The 13,284-nt window shown below is 56.6% G+C and carries 24 protein-coding genes, 3 tRNA genes and 1 pseudogene; all 28 read right to left on the bottom strand.

Going from position 1 to position 13,284, the window contains the following annotated elements; genetic code table 11:
* A complete protein-coding gene (gene rpmD, locus RTW82_RS04330) occupies positions 1-177 on the bottom strand; it encodes a 50S ribosomal protein L30 (protein ID WP_021219605.1) in 177 nt (58 codons plus the stop codon).
* Positions 178-179: 2 nt separating this feature from the next.
* Positions 180-680: a 30S ribosomal protein S5 gene (rpsE, locus tag RTW82_RS04325; protein WP_021219604.1), complete on the bottom strand. Its 501-nt coding sequence runs from the start codon at positions 678-680 to the stop codon at positions 180-182.
* A gap of 3 nt (positions 681-683) precedes the next feature.
* Positions 684-1,034 carry a 50S ribosomal protein L18 gene (gene rplR, locus RTW82_RS04320; protein ID WP_021219603.1) on the bottom strand — a complete coding sequence of 117 codons (351 nt, stop codon included), beginning with the start codon at positions 1,032-1,034 and terminating at the stop codon, positions 684-686.
* Positions 1,035-1,044: 10 nt separating this feature from the next.
* Complete coding sequence (gene rplF, locus RTW82_RS04315) at positions 1,045-1,578, bottom strand: 50S ribosomal protein L6 (protein ID WP_316924350.1); 534 nt, start codon at positions 1,576-1,578, stop codon at positions 1,045-1,047.
* Between the two features lie 12 nt (positions 1,579-1,590).
* Entirely contained in the window at positions 1,591-1,983 is a 393-nt protein-coding gene (gene rpsH / locus RTW82_RS04310; protein WP_021219601.1) for a 30S ribosomal protein S8, read from the bottom strand.
* A 192-nt stretch (positions 1,984-2,175) separates the two neighbouring features.
* Entirely contained in the window at positions 2,176-2,481 is a 306-nt protein-coding gene (gene rpsN, locus RTW82_RS04305; RefSeq protein WP_021219600.1) for a 30S ribosomal protein S14, read from the bottom strand.
* Positions 2,482-2,494: 13 nt separating this feature from the next.
* Entirely contained in the window at positions 2,495-3,034 is a 540-nt protein-coding gene (rplE, locus tag RTW82_RS04300; protein ID WP_021219599.1) for a 50S ribosomal protein L5, read from the bottom strand.
* A 20-nt stretch (positions 3,035-3,054) separates the two neighbouring features.
* A complete protein-coding gene (gene rplX, locus RTW82_RS04295) occupies positions 3,055-3,369 on the bottom strand; it encodes a 50S ribosomal protein L24 (RefSeq protein WP_021219598.1) in 315 nt (104 codons plus the stop codon).
* Between the two features lie 12 nt (positions 3,370-3,381).
* The gene (gene rplN, locus RTW82_RS04290) at positions 3,382-3,750 is read right to left on the bottom strand and encodes a 50S ribosomal protein L14 (RefSeq protein WP_003448734.1); all 369 of its coding nucleotides are present in this window, start codon (positions 3,748-3,750) and stop codon (positions 3,382-3,384) included.
* Between the two features lie 22 nt (positions 3,751-3,772).
* Positions 3,773-4,039, bottom strand: coding sequence for a 30S ribosomal protein S17 (gene rpsQ / locus RTW82_RS04285; RefSeq protein ID WP_021219597.1), 267 nt, complete (start codon positions 4,037-4,039; stop codon positions 3,773-3,775).
* 2 nt (positions 4,040-4,041) lie between these two features.
* Positions 4,042-4,233 (bottom strand): 50S ribosomal protein L29, encoded by a 192-nt coding sequence (gene rpmC, locus RTW82_RS04280; protein WP_016490538.1) that lies wholly within the window; start codon positions 4,231-4,233, stop codon positions 4,042-4,044.
* Positions 4,233-4,646: a 50S ribosomal protein L16 gene (gene rplP, locus RTW82_RS04275; protein WP_021219596.1), complete on the bottom strand. Its 414-nt coding sequence runs from the start codon at positions 4,644-4,646 to the stop codon at positions 4,233-4,235. Before rplP ends, rpmC begins: the two co-directional genes overlap by 1 nt.
* Positions 4,647-4,658: 12 nt before the next feature.
* Positions 4,659-5,345, bottom strand: a complete 687-nt coding sequence (gene rpsC / locus RTW82_RS04270) for a 30S ribosomal protein S3 (RefSeq protein WP_016490536.1) — start codon at positions 5,343-5,345, stop codon at positions 4,659-4,661.
* A gap of 13 nt (positions 5,346-5,358) precedes the next feature.
* Positions 5,359-5,691, bottom strand: a complete 333-nt coding sequence (gene rplV / locus RTW82_RS04265) for a 50S ribosomal protein L22 (RefSeq protein WP_007161246.1) — start codon at positions 5,689-5,691, stop codon at positions 5,359-5,361.
* 13 nt (positions 5,692-5,704) lie between these two features.
* On the bottom strand, positions 5,705-5,980 hold the full coding sequence (rpsS, locus tag RTW82_RS04260) for a 30S ribosomal protein S19 (protein WP_016490535.1): 276 nt from the start codon (positions 5,978-5,980) through the stop codon (positions 5,705-5,707).
* Between the two features lie 14 nt (positions 5,981-5,994).
* The gene (rplB, locus tag RTW82_RS04255; RefSeq protein ID WP_031287737.1) at positions 5,995-6,816 is read right to left on the bottom strand and encodes a 50S ribosomal protein L2; all 822 of its coding nucleotides are present in this window, start codon (positions 6,814-6,816) and stop codon (positions 5,995-5,997) included.
* A gap of 11 nt (positions 6,817-6,827) precedes the next feature.
* Positions 6,828-7,127, bottom strand: coding sequence for a 50S ribosomal protein L23 (gene rplW / locus RTW82_RS04250; RefSeq protein WP_021219593.1), 300 nt, complete (start codon positions 7,125-7,127; stop codon positions 6,828-6,830).
* Positions 7,124-7,726: a 50S ribosomal protein L4 gene (gene rplD, locus RTW82_RS04245; protein WP_021219592.1), complete on the bottom strand. Its 603-nt coding sequence runs from the start codon at positions 7,724-7,726 to the stop codon at positions 7,124-7,126. Before rplD ends, rplW begins: the two co-directional genes overlap by 4 nt.
* 14 nt (positions 7,727-7,740) lie before the next feature.
* Positions 7,741-8,376: a 50S ribosomal protein L3 gene (rplC, locus tag RTW82_RS04240; protein ID WP_021219591.1), complete on the bottom strand. Its 636-nt coding sequence runs from the start codon at positions 8,374-8,376 to the stop codon at positions 7,741-7,743.
* A gap of 85 nt (positions 8,377-8,461) precedes the next feature.
* Positions 8,462-8,773, bottom strand: coding sequence for a 30S ribosomal protein S10 (rpsJ, locus tag RTW82_RS04235; protein ID WP_003243886.1), 312 nt, complete (start codon positions 8,771-8,773; stop codon positions 8,462-8,464).
* A gap of 153 nt (positions 8,774-8,926) precedes the next feature.
* Positions 8,927-10,120, bottom strand: coding sequence for an elongation factor Tu (gene tuf, locus RTW82_RS04230; RefSeq protein WP_184492125.1), 1,194 nt, complete (start codon positions 10,118-10,120; stop codon positions 8,927-8,929).
* A gap of 85 nt (positions 10,121-10,205) precedes the next feature.
* Positions 10,206-10,281: transfer RNA gene (locus RTW82_RS04225), tRNA-Thr, on the bottom strand.
* Between the two features lie 26 nt (positions 10,282-10,307).
* A tRNA-Gly gene (locus RTW82_RS04220) sits at positions 10,308-10,381 on the bottom strand.
* A gap of 25 nt (positions 10,382-10,406) precedes the next feature.
* Positions 10,407-10,491: transfer RNA gene (locus tag RTW82_RS04215), tRNA-Tyr, on the bottom strand.
* 175 nt (positions 10,492-10,666) lie between these two features.
* Positions 10,667-10,765 carry a hypothetical protein gene (locus tag RTW82_RS31615; protein WP_350448701.1) on the bottom strand — a complete coding sequence of 33 codons (99 nt, stop codon included), beginning with the start codon at positions 10,763-10,765 and terminating at the stop codon, positions 10,667-10,669.
* A gap of 145 nt (positions 10,766-10,910) precedes the next feature.
* Positions 10,911-11,309: pseudogene (locus RTW82_RS31610) on the bottom strand (SPOR domain-containing protein); the annotation flags it as partial.
* A 17-nt stretch (positions 11,310-11,326) separates the two neighbouring features.
* Positions 11,327-12,076, bottom strand: a complete 750-nt coding sequence (locus RTW82_RS04205) for a pantothenate kinase (protein WP_316924348.1) — start codon at positions 12,074-12,076, stop codon at positions 11,327-11,329.
* On the bottom strand, positions 12,066-13,022 hold the full coding sequence (birA, locus tag RTW82_RS04200; protein WP_316924347.1) for a bifunctional biotin--[acetyl-CoA-carboxylase] ligase/biotin operon repressor BirA: 957 nt from the start codon (positions 13,020-13,022) through the stop codon (positions 12,066-12,068). The genes RTW82_RS04205 and birA overlap by 11 nt, the downstream gene beginning before the upstream one ends.
* Between the last annotated feature and the right edge of the window lie 262 nt (positions 13,023-13,284).

The raw sequence follows: 13,284 nt of genomic DNA, 5'->3' as shown, positions 1-13,284 counted from the left end.
TTAACCCTCGACGCGCAGAAGGTAGTAAGCCTTGTTGATCATGCCGCGATTTTCAGGGGTGTCCTGAACTTCAACGGTGTGACCAATGCGACGCAGGCCGAGGCCCTTGACGCAAGCTTTATGGTTAGCCAGACGGCCGCTAACGCTCTTGATCAGCGTTACTTTGACAGTTGCCATGATTAGAGAATCTCCTCGACGCTCTTACCACGCTTGGCTGCAACGGACTCCGGGGACTGCATGTTCTTCAGACCCTTGAAGGTGGCGTAAACCACGTTCACCGGATTGGTCGAGCCGTAGCATTTGGCCAGAACGTTCTGCACACCAGCCACTTCCAGGACAGCGCGCATGGCGCCGCCGGCGATGATACCGGTACCTTCGGAAGCCGGCTGCATGTACACCTTGGAGGCGCCATGAGCGGACTTTACGGGGTACTGCAGGGTGGTGCCGTTCAGGTCTACCTGGATCATGTTGCGGCGAGCTGCTTCCATCGCTTTCTGGATAGCGGCCGGCACTTCGCGGGACTTACCGCGACCGAAGCCAACACGACCTTTACCATCACCTACCACGGTCAGCGCGGTGAAGGTGAAGATACGGCCGCCTTTAACGGTCTTGGCAACGCGATTAACCTGAACCAGCTTCTCGATGTAGCCTTCGTCGCGCTTTTGCTCGTTATTTGCCATAACTTAGAACTCCAGCCCGCCTTCACGAGCAGCATCAGCCAGCGCCTTGACGCGGCCGTGGTACTTGAAGCCAGAACGATCGAACGCCACCTGAGTGACACCAGCTGCTTTCGCACGCTCGGCAACCAGCTGACCAACCTTCTTGGCCGCGTCGACGTTGCCGGTGGCGCCGTCACGCAGTTCTTTGTCCAGGGTCGAGGCGGTGGCCAGAACCTTGGCGCCGTCGGCCGAAATGACCTGGGCGTAGATGTGCTGGGAAGAGCGATACACGCAGAGGCGTACGGTTTCCAGCTCGCGCATTTTCAGGCGTGCCTTGCGAGCGCGACGCAGACGAGTTTCTTTCTTTACGCTCATTTGCTATGCCCTACTTCTTCTTAGCTTCTTTACGACGGACGACTTCGTCGGCGTAACGCACACCTTTGCCTTTGTAAGGCTCCGGCGGACGGAAGTCGCGAATCTCGGCCGCCACCTGACCAACCAGCTGCTTGTCGATACCTTTGATCAGGATATCGGTCTGGCTGGGGGTTTCGGCGGTAACGCCTTGCGGCAGTTCGTAATCCACCGGGTGCGAGAAGCCTAAAGCCAGGGACAGCACTTGACCTTTGGCTTGCGCCTTGTAACCAACGCCCACCAGCTGGAGCTTGCGCTCGAAGCCTTGGCTGACGCCGACTACCATGTTGTTGACCAGCGCACGGGTGGTACCGGCCATGGCCCTGTTCTGTTGGTCGCCGTTGCGAGCAGCGAAACGCAGCTCACCAGCTTGCTGCAGAACTTCCACGGACGGATGCACGTTCAGTTCGAGAGCGCCCTTGGCACCCTTCACCGAAAGCTGCTGACCGGCGATCTTGATTTCGACGCCAGCGGGCAGCTTGACGGGGTTCTTAGCAACGCGAGACATGCTTATCCCCCCTTAGAACACAGTGCAAAGCACTTCGCCACCAACGCCAGCAGCGCGAGCAGCACGATCAGTCATCACACCTTTGTTGGTGGAAACGATCGATACGCCCAGGCCGCCACGAACTTTCGGCAGCTGATCGACGGATTTGTACTGGCGCAGGCCAGGACGACTTACGCGCTTGAGTTCCTCGATAACCGGACGGCCTTCGAAGTACTTCAGCTCGATAGACAGCAGAGGTTTGATGTCACTGCTGATCTGGTATCCCGTGATGTAGCCTTCGTTCTTGAGAACGCTGGCCACTGCCACCTTCAGTTTGGAGGACGGCATGCTTACGACAGACTTTTCAGCCATCTGGGCATTACGGATACGAGTTAGCATGTCCGCTAACGGGTCCTGCATACTCATGGGCTAGTTGCTCCTAAATACAAAAGAAATAGCCTTGCGACTAGAATCGCGACAAAGCGCAGGCAAACAAGGCCTGACTCCGGCGAGCCGAATATTCTAGAGATTGATCAAAAACGAATCAAGCCCCAAAAGGGGCTTGATTGATACCACTCGGCGGAGGCCGGGACTTGCATCCCGACATCCAGAGCGACATTACCAGCTGGCTTTGACCAGGCCGGGAACGTCACCACGCATGGCGGCTTCACGCAGCTTGTTACGGCCGAGGCCGAACTTGCGGTAAACGCCGTGCGGACGACCGGTGATGCGGCAGCGGTTACGCAGGCGCGAGGCGCTTGCATCACGGGGCTGCTTCTGCAGAGCTACTTGTGCTTCCCAACGAGCTTCCGGAGTGGAGTTCGGGTTGGCAATGGTAGCTTTCAGCTCAGCGCGCTTCTTAGCGAACTTCGCAACCGTTTGCTGACGCTTCAGCTCGCGGTTCTTCATGCTCTGTTTGGCCATGTTCCTACTCCAATCAGTTGCGGAACGGGAAGTTGAAGGCGCGCAGCAGGGCACGACCTTCATCATCGTTACGGGCAGTGGTGGTCAGGGTAATGTCCAGACCGCGCAGTGCATCGATTTTGTCGTAATCGATTTCCGGGAAGATGATCTGCTCTTTCACGCCCATGCTGTAGTTGCCACGACCGTCGAAGGACTTGGCATTCAGGCCGCGGAAGTCACGCACGCGCGGCAGGGAGATGGCCAGCAGACGATCCAGGAACTCGTACATACGATCACGGCGCAGGGTTACCTTGACACCGATCGGCCAACCTTCACGGACTTTGAAGCCCGCAACGGATTTCTTGGCGTAGGTCACAACGACCTTCTGACCGGTGATCTTCTCAAGATCAGCTACAGCGTGTTCGATGACTTTCTTGTCGCCGATCGCTTCGCCCAGACCCATGTTCAGGGTGATCTTGGTAATGCGCGGAACTTCCATCACGTTGGAAAGCTGAAGCTCTTCTTTCAGCTTGGGCGCGATTTCTTTCCGATAAATCTCTTTTAGTCGTGCCATGGTCTTCTACCTAGCAGTGCTCAAGCATCAACCGCTTTTTGGGTCGACTTGAAGACACGAATTTTCTTACCGTCTTCTACTTTGAAACCAACGCGATCAGCCTTGTTGGTTTCAGCATTGAAGATGGCGACGTTGGAGACGTGCAGAGGCGCCTCCTTCTCGACGATACCGCCCTGTACACCGGACATGGGGTTCGGCTTGGTGTGGCGCTTCACCAGGTTGATCCCACCAACGACCAGACGGTCGTCAGTGAGAACCTTGAGCACCTTGCCACGCTTGCCCTTGTCTTTGCCGGCGATGACGATGATCTCGTCGTCACGACGAATCTTTTGCATGACGGCTTCTCCTTACAGCACTTCGGGGGCGAGCGAGACGATCTTCATGAACTTCTCGGAACGAAGTTCACGGGTCACGGGCCCGAAGATACGGGTACCGATGGGCTCTTGCTTGTTGTTCAGGAGAACAGCAGCGTTGCCATCGAAGCGAATGATCGAGCCGTCAGGACGGCGTACGCCGTGCTTGGTACGGACCACAACAGCGGTCATTACCTGGCCTTTCTTCACTTTGCCGCGCGGAATCGCTTCCTTGACGGTGACCTTGATGATGTCGCCGATACCAGCATAACGACGGTGCGAACCACCCAGGACCTTGATGCACATAACGCGACGAGCACCGCTGTTGTCAGCGACGTCGAGCATGGATTGAGTCTGAATCATATCTTTCTCCGACCCTTAGTCCTTAGACTTCCACGGCACGTTCTACGACTTCCACCAGTGCCCAGGACTTGGTCTTGGCCAGCGGACGGGTCTCGCGGATGGTGACCTTGTCGCCGATACGGCACTGGTTGGTTTCGTCGTGAGCATGCAGCTTGGTCGAGCGCTTCACGTATTTACCGTAGATCGGGTGCTTTACGCGGCGCTCGATCAGGACGGTGATGGTTTTGTCCATCTTGTCGCTGACGACACGACCGGTCAGCGTACGGACAGTTTTCTGAGCTTCAGCCATGATTACTTACCTGCCTGCTGGTTCAGCACAGTCTTGACGCGAGCGATGTCGCGCTTCACTTGCGAGAGCAGGTGAGACTGCCCCAACTGGCCAGTTGCTTTCTGCATACGCAGGTTGAACTGGTCGCGCAGCAGGCCGAGCAGTTGCTCGTTCAGCTGCTGTACGGATTTTTCACGAAGTTCATTCGCTTTCATCACATCACCGTCCGCTTAACAAAGGAGGTGGCGAGCGGCAGCTTTGCAGCAGCCAGGGCGAATGCCTCACGCGCCAGCTCTTCGGAAACACCCTCGATCTCGTACAGGACTTTGCCCGGTTGAATCTGGGCTACCCAGTACTCGACGGCGCCCTTCCCTTTACCCATACGAACCTCGAGAGGCTTTTTGGAGATGGGCTTGTCGGGGAACACACGGATCCAGATCTTGCCGCCACGTTTAACGTGACGAGTGAGCGCACGACGTGCGGACTCGATCTGACGAGCAGTGAGACGACCACGAGCGACAGCTTTCAGGGCGAATTCGCCGAAGCTGACCTTGCTACCGCGCTGAGCCAGGCCACGGTTGTGACCAGTCATCTGCTTGCGGAATTTTGTACGCTTAGGTTGCAGCATTTTGCGTACTCCTTACTTAGCAGCTTTTTTACGAGGAGCGGGCGCTTGGGGCTTGAGCTCTTCCTGGCGGCCACCGATGACCTCGCCTTTGAAGATCCAAACCTTCACACCGATCACACCGTAGGTGGTGTGCGCTTCGTAGGTTGCATAGTCGATGTCGGCACGCAGGGTGTGCAGGGGCACACGACCTTCGCGGTACCATTCGGTACGAGCGATTTCAGCACCGCCAAGACGACCGCTTACCTGGATCTTGATGCCCTTGGCACCAATGCGCATGGCGTTCTGTACAGCGCGCTTCATGGCGCGACGGAACATAACGCGACGCTCCAGCTGCTGAGCTACGCTCTGCGCAACCAGCATACCGTCGAGCTCCGGCTTGCGGATCTCTTCGATGTTGATGTGCACGGGCACACCCATTTGCTTGGTCAGGTCCTGACGCAGCTTCTCAACATCTTCACCTTTCTTGCCGATCACGATGCCGGGACGAGCGGTGTGGATGGTGATGCGTGCGGTTTGAGCCGGGCGATGAATATCGATACGGCTTACGGACGCGCTTTTTAGTTTGTCTTGGAGGTACTCACGAACCTTCAGGTCGGCAAACAGATAGTCGGCATAAGTGCGCTTATCTGCGTACCAAACGGAGGTGTGCTCCTTGACGATTCCCAGGCGAATGCCAGTGGGATGTACTTTCTGACCCATCTGATCGACTCCGTTACTTGTCCGCAACCTTGACAGTGATATGGCAAGACCGCTTGACGATGCGATCAGCGCGGCCTTTGGCACGCGGCATGATGCGCTTCAGCGAACGCCCTTCGTTGACGAAAACGGTGGAGACTTTGAGATCGTCCACGTCTGCGCCTTCGTTGTGCTCGGCGTTGGCCACGGCCGATTCGAGCACTTTCTTCATGATCTCAGCGGCTTTTTTGCTGCTGAAGGTCAACAGGTTGAGCGCTTCGCCCACCTTCTTCCCGCGGATCTGGTCGGCGACCAAGCGGGCTTTCTGGGCGGAGATTCGAGCGCCCGACAGCTTAGCGGCTACTTCCATCGTTCCTTACCCCTTAACGCTTGGCTTTCTTGTCAGCTGCATGCCCGCGATAGGTGCGGGTAGCGGCGAACTCGCCCAGTTTGTGACCGACCATGTCTTCGTTCACGAGAACGGGTACATGTTGACGGCCATTGTGTACAGCGATGGTCAGACCAACCATCTGCGGCAGAACGATGGAACGGCGCGACCAGGTTTTCACCGGCTTGCGATCGTTCTTTTCTACCGCTACTTCGATCTTCTTCAGTAGGTGAAGATCGATAAAAGGACCTTTTTTCAGAGAACGCGGCACTGTCGTATCCTCGATTATTTACGGCGACGGACAATCATATTGTCGGTGCGTTTGTTCGCACGGGTCTTCGCGCCCTTGGTCGGGAAGCCCCACGGAGACACCGGATGACGACCACCAGAGGTACGACCTTCACCACCACCATGCGGGTGGTCGACCGGGTTCATGGCAACACCACGAACGGTCGGGCGAACGCCACGCCAGCGCTTGGCACCAGCTTTACCCAGCGAACGCAGGCTGTGCTCGGAGTTCGAGACTTCGCCCAGGGTCGCACGGCACTCAGCCAGTACTTTGCGCATTTCGCCGGAGCGAAGACGCAGGGTTACATAGGCACCTTCACGAGCGACCAGCTGAGCCGAAGCACCAGCGGAACGGGCGATCTGAGCACCTTTACCCGGCTTCAGCTCAACACCGTGAACGGTGCTACCAACCGGGATGTTACGCAGCTGCAGGCTGTTGCCCGGCTTGATCGGCGCGTGAGCACCAGAGATCAGCTGGTCGCCAGCGCTCACGCCTTTCGGCGCGATGATGTAGCGACGTTCGCCGTCGGCATACTTCAGCAGAGCGATGTGAGCAGTACGGTTCGGATCGTATTCGATGCGCTCAACGGTGGCAGGAATGCCATCCTTGTTGCGACGGAAGTCGACCAGACGATAGTGCTGCTTGTGACCACCGCCGATGTGGCGAGTGGTGATGCGGCCGTTGTTGTTACGACCACCGGACTTCGACTTTTTCTCAACCAGCGGTGCGTAGGGGGCGCCCTTGTGCAGCTCTTGGTTGACAACCTTGACCACGAAACGGCGGCCTGCGGAAGTCGGTTTGCATTTAACGATTGCCATGATGCACCCCTTTACTCAGCGCTGCTGGCGAAATCGAGATCTTGGCCCGGCTGGAGGGCGATGTACGCCTTTTTCCAGTCGTTGCGCTTGCCCAGGCCGCGAGCGGTACGCTTGGTCTTGCCCTGTACGTTGACAGTGCGGACAGCTTCTACCTTCACGCTGAACAGGCTTTCTACGGCCTTCTTGATTTCCAGCTTGGTTGCATCAGTGGCAACCTTGAAAACGAATTGGCTTTTGCCATCCGCCAGGACGGTAGCCTTCTCGGAGATGTGCGGACCAACCAGCACTTTGAATACGCGTTCCTGGTTCATCCCAGCAGCTCCTCGAATTTCTTCACGGCGGACACGGTGATCAACACCTTGTCGTAGGCGATCAGGCTTACCGGGTCGGAACCTTGCACGTCACGAACATCAACATGCGGCAGGTTGCGAGCAGCCAGGTACAGGTTCTGATCGACATCATCGGAAACGATGAGGACGTCAGTCAGACCCAGGCCATTCAGCTTGCCCAGCAGATCCTTGGTTTTCGGCGCTTCAACTGCGAAGTCGGCAACCACGATCAGACGGTCCTGACGAACCAGCTCGGAGAGGATGGAGCGCAGAGCTGCGCGATACATCTTCTTGTTGAGCTTCTGGGAGTGGTCCTGCGGCTTGGCAGCAAAAGTGGTACCACCGGAACGCCAGATGGGGCTGCGGATGGTGCCAGCACGGGCACGACCAGTGCCCTTCTGACGCCAGGGCTTCTTGCCGCCACCGGACACTTCGGAACGGGTCTTCTGAGCACGAGTGCCCTGACGACCACCAGCCATGTAGGCGACGACAGCCTGGTGAACCAGGGTCTCGTTGAACTCGCCGCCAAAAGTGCGCTCATCAACTTCGATAGCTTGAGCGCCATTTACATTCAATTGCATCTCAGCTTCCCCTCTTAACCGCGAGCCTTGGCAGCCGGACGCACAACGACATCACCGCCGGTAGCGCCGGGAACGGCACCTTTAACCAGCAGCAGATTACGTTCTGCATCGACACGCACAACTTCCAGGGACTGCACGGTCACGCGCTCAGCGCCCAGATGACCGGACATTTTCTTGCCCTTGAAGACACGACCAGGAGTCTGGCACTGGCCAATGGAGCCCGGGGCGCGGTGGGAAACGGAGTTACCGTGGGTATTGTCTTGACCACGGAAATTCCAGCGCTTGATGGTACCGGCGTAGCCTTTACCTTTCGACTGACCGGTAACGTCGACCAGCTGACCAGCCTGGAAAACTTCGGCAGTGATCTGATCGCCAGCCTGGTATTCGCCGTCTTCGAGACGGAATTCCCAGACACTGCGGCCAGCGGCAACGTTTGCCTTGGCGAAATGACCAGCCTGAGCGGCGGTCACGCGCGAAGCACGACGCTCACCGACAGTGACTTGCACTGCACGATAGCCATCGCTTTCTTCAGTTTTGAACTGGGTGACACGATTCGGCTCGATCTCAATGACCGTAACCGGAATGGAGACACCTTCTTCGGTGAAAATGCGGGTCATGCCGCACTTACGACCGACTACACCAATAGTCATGTTGTAAACCTCATGAGTGTACGGGGCTTTCACCCGCTATGGCCGCCCATTTCAGAGCGTTACACGACTAAGAACCCGAAGGTTATTAGCCGAGGCTGATCTGCACTTCCACGCCTGCCGCAAGGTCGAGCTTCATCAGCGCATCGACGGTTTTATCCGTCGGCTGGACGATGTCCAGAACACGCTTGTGGGTACGAATTTCGTACTGATCGCGCGCGTCTTTGTTGACGTGCGGAGAAATCAGAACGGTGTACCGCTCTTTGCGAGTAGGCAGAGGAATCGGACCACGCACCTGAGCACCAGTACGTTTCGCGGTTTCCACGATTTCCTGGGTGGATTGATCGATCAGGCGATGGTCAAAAGCCTTCAACCGAATACGGATTTGTTGGTTTTGCATTTTGACCTCAGACTCTATCTCTGCTTCCCCAACGGACGGACTACGCCCGTTAAAAGGAGGCGTGATTGTACGGATGCTCCGGAAAGGTGTCAACTTTTGACCAACCAAAAGAAAAGGGGCCCGAAGGGCCCCTTTCCTCAACAGGATCTTCGATTACTCGAAGATCTTGGCAACCACGCCGGCACCAACGGTACGGCCGCCTTCGCGAATCGCGAAACGCAGACCGTCTTCCATGGCGATCGGAGCGATCAGGGTGACAACCATCTTGATGTTGTCGCCCGGCATTACCATTTCCACGCCTTCCGGCAGYTCGCAGTTACCGGTAACGTCGGTGGTGCGGAAGTAGAACTGCGGACGGTAGCCYTTGAAGAACGGGGTGTGACGACCACCTTCTTCTTTGGACAGTACRTACACTTCGCACTCGAACTTGGTGTGCGGCTTGATGGTGCCCGGCTTGGCCAGAACCTGACCACGCTCTACGTCGTCACGCTTGGTGCCGCGCAGCAGGATACCAACGTTCTCACCAGCACGACCTTCGTCGAGCAGCTTGCGGAACATTTCAACGCCRGTGCAGATGGTTTTGGAGGTATCACGGATACCAACAATTTCCACTTCTTCCTGGACCTTGACGATGCCGCGCTCAACACGACCGGTAACCACGGTACCGCGGCCGGAGATGGAGAACACGTCTTCGATCGGCATCAGGAACGGCTGGTCGATGGCACGAACCGGCTCCGGAATGTAGGTATCCAGAGTCTCTACCAGCTTACGAACAGCGGAAACGCCGATTTCGTTGTCGTCYTTGCCTTCCAGCGCCATCAGCGCGGAACCGATAACGATCGGAGTGTCGTCGCCCGGGAAGTCGTAGGTGTTCAGCAGATCGCGAACTTCCATTTCGACCAGTTCCAGCAGCTCGGCGTCGTCAACCATGTCRGCCTTGTTCAGGAACACGACGATGTAAGGAACGCCYACCTGACGGGACAGCAGGATGTGCTCGCGGGTCTGCGGCATGGGGCCGTCAGCAGCGGAGCAAACCAGGATCGCGCCGTCCATCTGAGCAGCACCGGTGATCATGTTCTTCACATAGTCAGCGTGACCAGGGCAGTCAACGTGAGCGTAGTGACGGATCGCCGAATCGTACTCAACGTGGGAGGTGTTGATGGTGATACCGCGAGCTTTCTCTTCCGGCGCGTTGTCGATCTGATCGAACGCACGAGCAGAACCACCCCAGGTCTCGGAGCAGACCTTGGTCAGAGCAGCGGTCAGAGTGGTTTTGCCATGGTCAACGTGACCAATGGTGCCAACGTTGACGTGCGGTTTGTTACGTTCAAATTTTTCTTTAGCCATCGAGAACGTCTCCCATCAAAGAGTTGAGCGAGTCACGCCACCATTAAAACAAAGGCAGATATTTACATATCTGCCTTTGTTGAGATGGAGCTCATGAGCGGAATCGAACCGCTGACCTCACCCTTACCAAGGGTGTGCTCTACCAGCTGAGCTACATGAGCCAAACACATTGCACAAACGCCAAACTTGGAGCGGGTAGCGGGAATCGAACCCGCATCATCAGCTTGGAAGGCTGAGGTTCTACCACTGAACTATACCCGCGGAGCCTGTCGCTCACGCTTGAATCTGGTGGAGGGAGAAGGATTCGAACCTTCGAAGTCTATGACGTCAGATTTACAGTCTGATCCCTTTGGCCGCTCGGGAATCCCTCCATTTGGGAGGCGGCATTTTCAACTTCTGCCACCCTACTGTCAAGCTTTTTCTCATTTAAATCTTGAGGTTAGCTAACTCTGACAGCAGCTTCGCAGTTCCACTTTTTCAGCCTGCCTGCGAAGCGGGCGCCATTCTATTCAAACTATCTAGAGGATGCAACGTTTTCGCACGGCATTATTTTATGCTGCAATCCACCGAAGTCCCGAGCCAGCTCACCGAGCAACGCGTCATCCGCAAGGCGCCTGCTTTCCGGGGCGATTCTGACCCAGAAATCTCGATGCGAGCGTGACAATTCGCGCATTGCAGGCTCGTACCCTGCGTCCTTCAAACGAGCCATTACGCTCTCGGCGGAATCCATTCGCGGGAAAATCCCGAGTGAAATCCCATTCTGCAGGTCACCCTGGCTGATTATATAGCTATCAATTTTCCGAGCCTGGAGCTCCTTCAGCTGGCGCAAGGAGGCCTGCCGGGAAGCAAGGGGAGCGAGATATACCCAATAATCGACCCCTGCCGCCGCATCGACCTCTTGCACCTTGCTCTGGATATCCAGCGCAATGAGCCGCTGCTCAACCTCCTTGGCCTGAGCTTCTTGCTCGAAACTTCCCAAGAAGAGGCATGCGGTCTCCGGAGCGGAAGCAGGAGAACCAGGAAGCTCTTCGCGCCGAGGCTTTGCATCCTTCGACTCACTCAACAAGCGAATGTCTTGCTGCCCGCCCTTATAAAGAGAGAGTGTCTCCACCTCCTTTGCGCGAAGAGGGGCCTGCTGCTGATGCCAGACATAGTAGAAAAGGTTAAGAACCAGGAGCAGTAGAAACATCCAGCGCATGACTAACCTCAAGAGAGCGGGCAGGCAATCGCCAAACCAACAAACACCAAATCCGGAAGAACTTTTGCCTGAGGAAACGCGTCCCTAACCATAAATGCGTCTCCACCTGTTAGATACAGCTCGTAAGCCCCACCCAACCACTCCTCGGCCTGCTCGACCTGCGTCTGCACGAACCCCTGCAGCATCAGCAGGCAGCCCCGCTCAACGGCCTCAACCGTGGAGCGTCCAGGCATCATCTTCTGCAAAGCCCGTTCAGCAGCATCATCGCCATACCGGATGCGGCGAGTGTGTGTGCGCAACTGGTTGCGCATGAGCGGCATGCCAGGACAGATGAAGCCGCCTAGGTGACTGCCTTCTGCAGTAACGAAGTCAGAAGTTACCGCAGTGCCGAGATCCAGCACCAAACAGGCACGCCCCGACAAGTGATAGGCGCCTAGCACGGCAAGCCAGCGATCAAGGCCGAGACGCTGGAATTCGTCATAGCCATTACGGACCCCTGCCATCTCCTGCGCCGACTCCGCACAAACCGAGTCTATGGAGAACGCCCGCTGAAGCTTGCCCGTCAATTGCTGGGTCTCTTCATCACTACGGACACTTACTAGACGGCAGCGACTTAGCTCCACCCCGGGAGATGAAGACAGCACCTGCAGCAACTCTTCATCAGAACCGACTACGCCTCCCGCCACAACGCGCGCCTCGGGATTAGATATCACGCGCCATTTGATGAAGCTGTTACCGCAATCAAGCTCAAGAATCATCACGCAGCCTCAAACTGAGCTCTCCACCACTAAAAACATTTTCAACACCCTCTACATCCATACGTAGGGCGCCGCTATCGTCTACACCTAACACCACGCCATCGATACGACGCTGTCCCGCCACCAGAGAGGCGCTGCGCCCTTGCCAAAGATGATCAGCCTCCCACTCAGCGCGCAGCGTCTTGAATCCGCCATAGGCACTCTGCGCCAGGCAAAGGTCCAATTGCTCCAAGACACTCACAGCCAGCTCGCTCCGATCGACCAGCGCTCCTCCTTCAAGGAGCATTGAGGTCCAGGGCTGATCTATCTGCACATCAGGACTGCGCATGTTGACGTTAATGCCAATGCCGATGATGACGCTACAGATATCCGCAGGGTCGCCTATGAGCTCAAGGAGTACTCCTGCGATCTTGCGATTACCGACCAGAATATCGTTAGGCCATTTAAGCCCAACTCCCGAAAGCCCTTTCGCACGTAGCGCTCGAAGGACCGCAAGCCCCACAACAAGGCTGAGCCCCTCCAACTGACGCGCCCCACCCTCGATCCGCAACCCGACACTGCAGTAAAGGTTCTGGCCATAAGGACTGACCCACTGCCGCCCTCTCCTGCCGCGACCGCCACTCTGATGCTCCGCCAGAACAGCAAAGGGAGGTTCTTCTTCAGCGGCAATCCGTCGCATGACTTCTGCATTCGTGGAATCGATGGTCTCCACAACGGTTTTAGCCCAACCAGGGACAGCATCGTTCAGCTTGAGAGGATCAAGAAGGCTGAGCGGTGATGCAAGCCGATACCCTTTGCCACGGAGCTTATGAATCGGCAGGTCGTAATCGAGTTCGAGTTGCTGCAGCTGTTTCCAGATAGCACTGCGACTTATGCCGAGTACACGCCCCAAGGCCTCACCGGAATGGAACTGGCCATCCTGTAGAAGTTTCAACAAGGTAAGCATGCGCGCACCGCCTCAGAATGAGGCAGGCATCATAGCCATGCAGGTAGGGATTGCATAGAAAAGGAGCCGATCGAGATGAAACGATATAGCCCTAAGACTGCGTCCAGGACGTCCGCTGCACCAACTTTTCCACGGCCCAAAGTCAAACCCCCGACCTTCTTGCGAAGATCGGGGGTTTGGTATAGGTGCTTGACGATGACCTACTCTCACATGGAGAAACTCCACACTACCATCGGCGATGCATCGTTTCACTACTGAGTTC

Origin of the sequence: Pseudomonas sp. zfem005 (assembly GCF_032621735.1) — a bacterium.
GTDB lineage: Bacteria > Pseudomonadota > Gammaproteobacteria > Pseudomonadales > Pseudomonadaceae > Metapseudomonas > Metapseudomonas solani.
The sequence above is the reverse complement of the archived record's forward strand: the minus strand, read 5'-3'. Positions and strand labels throughout refer to the sequence as shown.

Excerpts from the sequence above, each read along its gene's own strand:
- rpmD (WP_021219605.1), bottom strand. The coding sequence starts at position 177 with ATGGCAACTGTCAAAGTAACGCTGATCAAGAGCGTTAGCGGCCGTCTG.
- rpsE (WP_021219604.1), bottom strand. The coding sequence starts at position 680 with ATGGCAAATAACGAGCAAAAGCGCGACGAAGGCTACATCGAGAAGCTG.
- rplR (WP_021219603.1), bottom strand. The coding sequence starts at position 1,034 with ATGAGCGTAAAGAAAGAAACTCGTCTGCGTCGCGCTCGCAAGGCACGC.
- rplF (WP_316924350.1), bottom strand. The coding sequence starts at position 1,578 with ATGTCTCGCGTTGCTAAGAACCCCGTCAAGCTGCCCGCTGGCGTCGAA.
- rpsH (WP_021219601.1), bottom strand. The coding sequence starts at position 1,983 with ATGAGTATGCAGGACCCGTTAGCGGACATGCTAACTCGTATCCGTAAT.
- rpsN (WP_021219600.1), bottom strand. The coding sequence starts at position 2,481 with ATGGCCAAACAGAGCATGAAGAACCGCGAGCTGAAGCGTCAGCAAACG.
- rplE (WP_021219599.1), bottom strand. The coding sequence starts at position 3,034 with ATGGCACGACTAAAAGAGATTTATCGGAAAGAAATCGCGCCCAAGCTG.
- rplX (WP_021219598.1), bottom strand. The coding sequence starts at position 3,369 with ATGCAAAAGATTCGTCGTGACGACGAGATCATCGTCATCGCCGGCAAA.
- rplN (WP_003448734.1), bottom strand. The coding sequence starts at position 3,750 with ATGATTCAGACTCAATCCATGCTCGACGTCGCTGACAACAGCGGTGCT.
- rpsQ (WP_021219597.1), bottom strand. The coding sequence starts at position 4,039 with ATGGCTGAAGCTCAGAAAACTGTCCGTACGCTGACCGGTCGTGTCGTC.
- rpmC (WP_016490538.1), bottom strand. The coding sequence starts at position 4,233 with ATGAAAGCGAATGAACTTCGTGAAAAATCCGTACAGCAGCTGAACGAG.
- rplP (WP_021219596.1), bottom strand. The coding sequence starts at position 4,646 with ATGCTGCAACCTAAGCGTACAAAATTCCGCAAGCAGATGACTGGTCAC.
- rpsC (WP_016490536.1), bottom strand. The coding sequence starts at position 5,345 with ATGGGTCAGAAAGTACATCCCACTGGCATTCGCCTGGGAATCGTCAAG.
- rplV (WP_007161246.1), bottom strand. The coding sequence starts at position 5,691 with ATGGAAGTAGCCGCTAAGCTGTCGGGCGCTCGAATCTCCGCCCAGAAA.
- rplB (WP_031287737.1), bottom strand. The coding sequence starts at position 6,816 with ATGGCAATCGTTAAATGCAAACCGACTTCCGCAGGCCGCCGTTTCGTG.
- rplW (WP_021219593.1), bottom strand. The coding sequence starts at position 7,127 with ATGAACCAGGAACGCGTATTCAAAGTGCTGGTTGGTCCGCACATCTCC.
- rplD (WP_021219592.1), bottom strand. The coding sequence starts at position 7,726 with ATGCAATTGAATGTAAATGGCGCTCAAGCTATCGAAGTTGATGAGCGC.
- rplC (WP_021219591.1), bottom strand. The coding sequence starts at position 8,376 with ATGACTATTGGTGTAGTCGGTCGTAAGTGCGGCATGACCCGCATTTTC.
- rpsJ (WP_003243886.1), bottom strand. The coding sequence starts at position 8,773 with ATGCAAAACCAACAAATCCGTATTCGGTTGAAGGCTTTTGACCATCGC.
- RTW82_RS04205 (WP_316924348.1), bottom strand. The coding sequence starts at position 12,076 with ATGATTCTTGAGCTTGATTGCGGTAACAGCTTCATCAAATGGCGCGTG.
- birA (WP_316924347.1), bottom strand. The coding sequence starts at position 13,022 with ATGCTTACCTTGTTGAAACTTCTACAGGATGGCCAGTTCCATTCCGGT.